The organism is Streptomyces sp. NPDC048636 (assembly GCF_040650655.1).
GTDB lineage: Bacteria > Actinomycetota > Actinomycetes > Streptomycetales > Streptomycetaceae > Streptomyces.
This window is the reverse complement of sequence record NZ_JBEZHR010000029.1, coordinates 1-4476: the sequence shown is the minus strand read 5'-3', so window position 1 is coordinate 4476 and position 4476 is coordinate 1. Positions and strand designations below refer to the sequence as shown.

General features: G+C 71.0%; 2 protein-coding genes. Both read left to right on the top strand.

All coding sequences use genetic code 11. The annotated features are described in order from the left end of the window. The coding region (locus tag AB0C66_RS35880) for an SDR family NAD(P)-dependent oxidoreductase (protein WP_362448797.1) at window positions 1–2507 on the top strand (2507 nt) is incomplete at its 5' end. A gap of 47 nt (window positions 2508–2554) precedes the next feature. Further along, a partial coding sequence (locus tag AB0C66_RS35875; protein WP_362448794.1) for a type I polyketide synthase occupies window positions 2555–4476 on the top strand: 1922 nt, incomplete at its 3' end.

Here is a 4476-nt window from a genome sequence, read left to right as displayed (position 1 = left end):
CCATCACCCACATCGCCCCAGAAACCGGGACCTTCCTCGAAATCGGCCCCGACCCCATCCTCACCACCGCCACCCAACACACCCTCCACCACCTCACGAACGACGACGCCGCCGAGTATCCCGCACCACTCGTCACCGCCACCCTCACCCACAAACAACCCGACACCCACGCGCTGACCCGCACCCTCGCCCAACTCCACACCACCGGCACCACCATCGACTGGACCGCGTGGTACCCCACCACCCCACCCCCACACACCCTCGAACTCCCCACCTACGCCTTCCAACGCCAGCGCTACTGGCTGGCACCACCCGCCCACACCGTCGACGGCGATGACACGGAACACGGGGACCCGGTCGAGGCGCAGCTCTGGAACGCCATCGAGGAACAGGACGTCGACGCCCTCACCGCCACCCTCCGCCTCGACAAGGACAGCCCCGGCATCGACGCCCTGCTGCCCGCCCTCCCCGTCCTCTCGACCTGGCGACGGCAACACCGCGAACAGAGCGCCATCGACGCCTGGCGCTATCGAATCGCCTGGCAGCACCTGACCGAGTCGGCCGCGTCCCCTGCTCTCACCGGTACCTGGCTGCTCATCGTCCCGTCGGGGCTGGAGGACCACCCGGCCGTGCACGTCGCCGCCGAAGCCATCAGGAGCCATGGCGCGGACCACACGACGCTGGCCGTCGACGGCGCGGCCCTTCACGGTGACGACCTGGCCCGGCAACTGCGCGACGTGACCGCCGAGTTCATGACCGCGGGCATCCTCAGCCTGCTCGGCCTGGACGAGTCACCCCATCCCGAGCATCCGTCCGTGCCCATCGGGCTGGCCGCCACCACCGTCCTCGTCCAGGCCCTCAGCGCGCTCGAGGACACCGGCGGGCCGCTGTGGTGTCTCACCCAGGGAGCCGTGGCGACCGCCGCCACCGATCCGCTCCCCCACCCCCACCAGGCGCAGATCTGGGGCTTCGGCCGAGTCGCCGCCCTGGAGCACCCCCGGCTGTGGGGCGGTCTCATCGATCTGCCGACGGCGATCGACGACGGCACGCCGGTCCGTATCGCGAGGTGTCTGATCGAGGGCCAGCCGGAGGACCAGATCGCCATCCGCTCCGGTACGTTCGTACGCCGCCTCGAGCACGCCCCGGCCACCGACCCGGCCTCCGCCCTGGCGGCCAACGGCTGGCGACCCTCCGGCACAACGCTCGTCACGGGTGGCACCGGTGGTCTCGGTGCGCATGTGGCCCGATGGCTCGCCCATCACGGGGCGCCCCGACTCCAGCTGGTCAGCCGCGGCGGTCCGGACGCACCCGGCGCCACCGAACTCACCGAGGAACTCACCGCGCTCGGCACCGAGGTCACCGTCACCGCCTGCGACGTCTCCGACCGCGAGGCGCTGCGCGAACTCCTCGGCACCATCCCGGCCGAACACCCCCTCACCAGTGTCATCCATGCCGCCGGCATCCCCGAGAACGCGCCGCTGACCGAGCTGGAACTCGCCCATGTCGACGATGTGCTGCGGCCCAAGGCGCTCGCGGCCGCCCATCTCCACGAACTCACCCGGCACCTGGACCTCTCCGCGTTTGTGCTCTTCTCCTCCGGCGCCGCCGCCTGGGGCAGCAGCCGTCAGGCGTCCTACGCCGCCGCCAACGCGTATCTCGACGCCCTCGCCGGACACCGCCGTGCCCAGGGCCTACCGGCCACCAGCCTCGCCTGGGCGCCGTGGAGCGAGGCGGGGATGGCGGCGGACGACGCGGTGATCGAGTACTACCACCGGCGGGGGATGCGGCCACTGACCACCGATCTGGCGATCAAGTCCCTCCAGCGCGCTCTGGACCAGGACGACACCTGCATCACCATCGCGGACATCGACTGGCGGACGTTCCCGGCCGGTTTCACCGCACAGCGGCCCAGCCCGCTCCTCTCCTCGCTGGCGCCCAGCGCTCCGCCGAACGCCGAGACCGCGGACTCCGCCGCCACCTCCGGCGCACTGCGGCAGCAGTTGGCCGACGGCACCCCGGCCCAACAGCACCACCTTCTGCTGCGCCATATCCAGACCCATGCCGCGGCCATCCTCGGCCACTCCGGTATCGACGCCGTTCCACCGTCCCAGCCGTTCCAGGAGCTCGGATTCGACTCCCTCACCGCCGTCGAGTTCGGCACCCGGCTGTCGGCCACCACCGGTGTCGACCTTCCGCCCACCCTCATCTTCGACCACCCCACGCCCAGGGAGATGGCCGACTTCCTGCGGGAGCGGCTCGTGGACACGGATGTGTCGTCGTCCGAGGGGCGGCTGTTGTCGGAGCTCGACCGGTGGGACTCCGTGTCGGAGCCGTCGGCGGTGGACACGTCGGCCCGCCGGAGGATCGCCGGACGGCTGCACCTACTGCTCGCCAAGTGGGACGACACGGAACGCGAGTCCGGCCGGACCACGGCACACAGCGAACTCGAGACAGCGACGGCAGAAGACATCTTCGAGCTCATCTCCGACGAGTTCGGAAAGTCGTGAGTCCGATGACCTCCATCCTCCGCGCCGCGCCAAGGAGTCCCAGCTAGATGTCGAATGAAGAGAAGCTGCTCGACCACCTCAAGTGGGTCACCGCCGAGCTGCGCCAGACCCGGGAGCGGCTGCGCGAGGTCGAGTCCGCCGAGCCGGAGCCCATCGCCGTCGTAGGGATGGCCTGCCGCTATCCGGGCGGAGTGCGGTCGCCCGAGGAGCTGTGGCAGCTGGTGCGGGACGGCGGTGACGCGATCTCCCCCTTCCCGACCGACCGCGGGTGGGGCACCGAGGAGCTCTACGACCCGGATCCCGAGCGGTACGGGAAGTCCTATGTGGACCAGGGCGGCTTCTGCCATGACGCGGCCGAGTTCGACGCGGCCTTCTTCGACATCAGTCCGCGTGAGGCGCTGGCCATGGACCCCCAGCAGCGGCTGCTGCTGGAGACCGCGTGGGAGGCGTTCGAGCGCGCCGGGCTCAACCGCCGCGCCCTGAGCGGCAGCAATACGGGCGTCTTCGCCGGGGTCGGCTCCCATGACTATCTGTCGGTCATCGGCAACATCACCAGTGAGGTGGAGGGGTACGTCGGAGCGGGCAACCTCGGCAGTGTGGTGTCGGGCCGGGTGGCGTACTCCCTCGGTCTGGAGGGGCCGGCGGTGACGGTGGACACCGCGTGTTCGTCCTCGCTGGTGGCCATCCATCTGGCGTGTCAGGCGCTGCGGAGCGGCGAGTGTGATCTGGCGCTGGCCGGTGGCGTGGCCGTGATGGCCACCCCTGGTGCGTTCATCGAGTTCTCCCGGCAGCGGGGCATGGCCCCGGACGGCCGGTGCAAGCCCTTCGCGGCCGCCGCCGACGGTACGGGCTGGGGCGAGGGGGCCGGACTCGTGGTGCTGGCCCGGCTCCGTGACGCGCGGCGCCGTGGCCATCGTGTGCTGGGGCTGATCCGCGGTTCGGCCGTCAATCAGGACGGTGCCAGCAACGGTCTGACCGCGCCCAACGGACCCTCTCAGCAACGGGTGATCCGCCAGGCGCTCGCCAACGCCCGTCTGTCGACCTCCGAGGTGGACGCGGTGGAGGGTCATGGCACGGGGACCACTCTGGGCGATCCGATCGAGGCGCAGGCGCTGCTGGCCACCTATGGGCAGGGGCGGTTGGCGGACCGGCCGCTGTGGCTGGGGTCGGTGAAGTCCAACCTCGGTCACACCCAGGCCGCCGCGGGCGCGGCCAGTGTGATCAAGATGGTGATGGCGATGCGGCATGGTGTGCTGCCCGCCTCACTGCATATCGACGAGCCCACCCCGCACGCGGACTGGAGTGCGGGTGAGGTGCGGCTGCTGACGGAGACCGTCCCATGGCCGATGGGCGAACGGCCGCGGCGGGCCGGAGTCTCGGCGTTCGGTATCTCGGGGACCAACGCGCATCTGATTCTGGAAGAGGCTCCGGCGGCAGCCGAGTTGACGTCGATGTCGCCTGCGGCGCGGGTGGCAGATCGCGACACCGCGGAGGACCTTGTGCCCTGGGTGGTGTCGGGGCGTACCGCGGTGGCGCTGCGGGCTCAGGCGAGTGCGCTGGCCGAACGGGTAGGGGCCGACCCGGGGCTGTCGCCCGGCGAGGTGGGCTGGTCGCTGATCACCACCCGGTCGGTGTTCGACCACCGCGCGGTGGTCATCGGTGAGAACCGCGAGGAGCTGATGGCGGGGCTGAAGGCCCTGGCCGCCGGGGAGACCCACCCCGGGGTGGTGGACTCGGCCGGCGCCATGTTCGCCCAGGGCGCGGAGGGTTTCGGCGAAGGTGGTCCCGGCGACAATGGTGCGGGTCCGGTGCTGGTGTTTCCGGGGCAGGGGTCGCAGTGGGTCGGCATGGGTGCCGGACTCCTGGACACCTCCCCCGTGTTCGCCGCCCGCGTCGCCGACTGCGAACAGGCCCTGACCCCCTACGTCGACTGGACACTCACCGACGTCCTCCGCGGCGGCGTCAACAC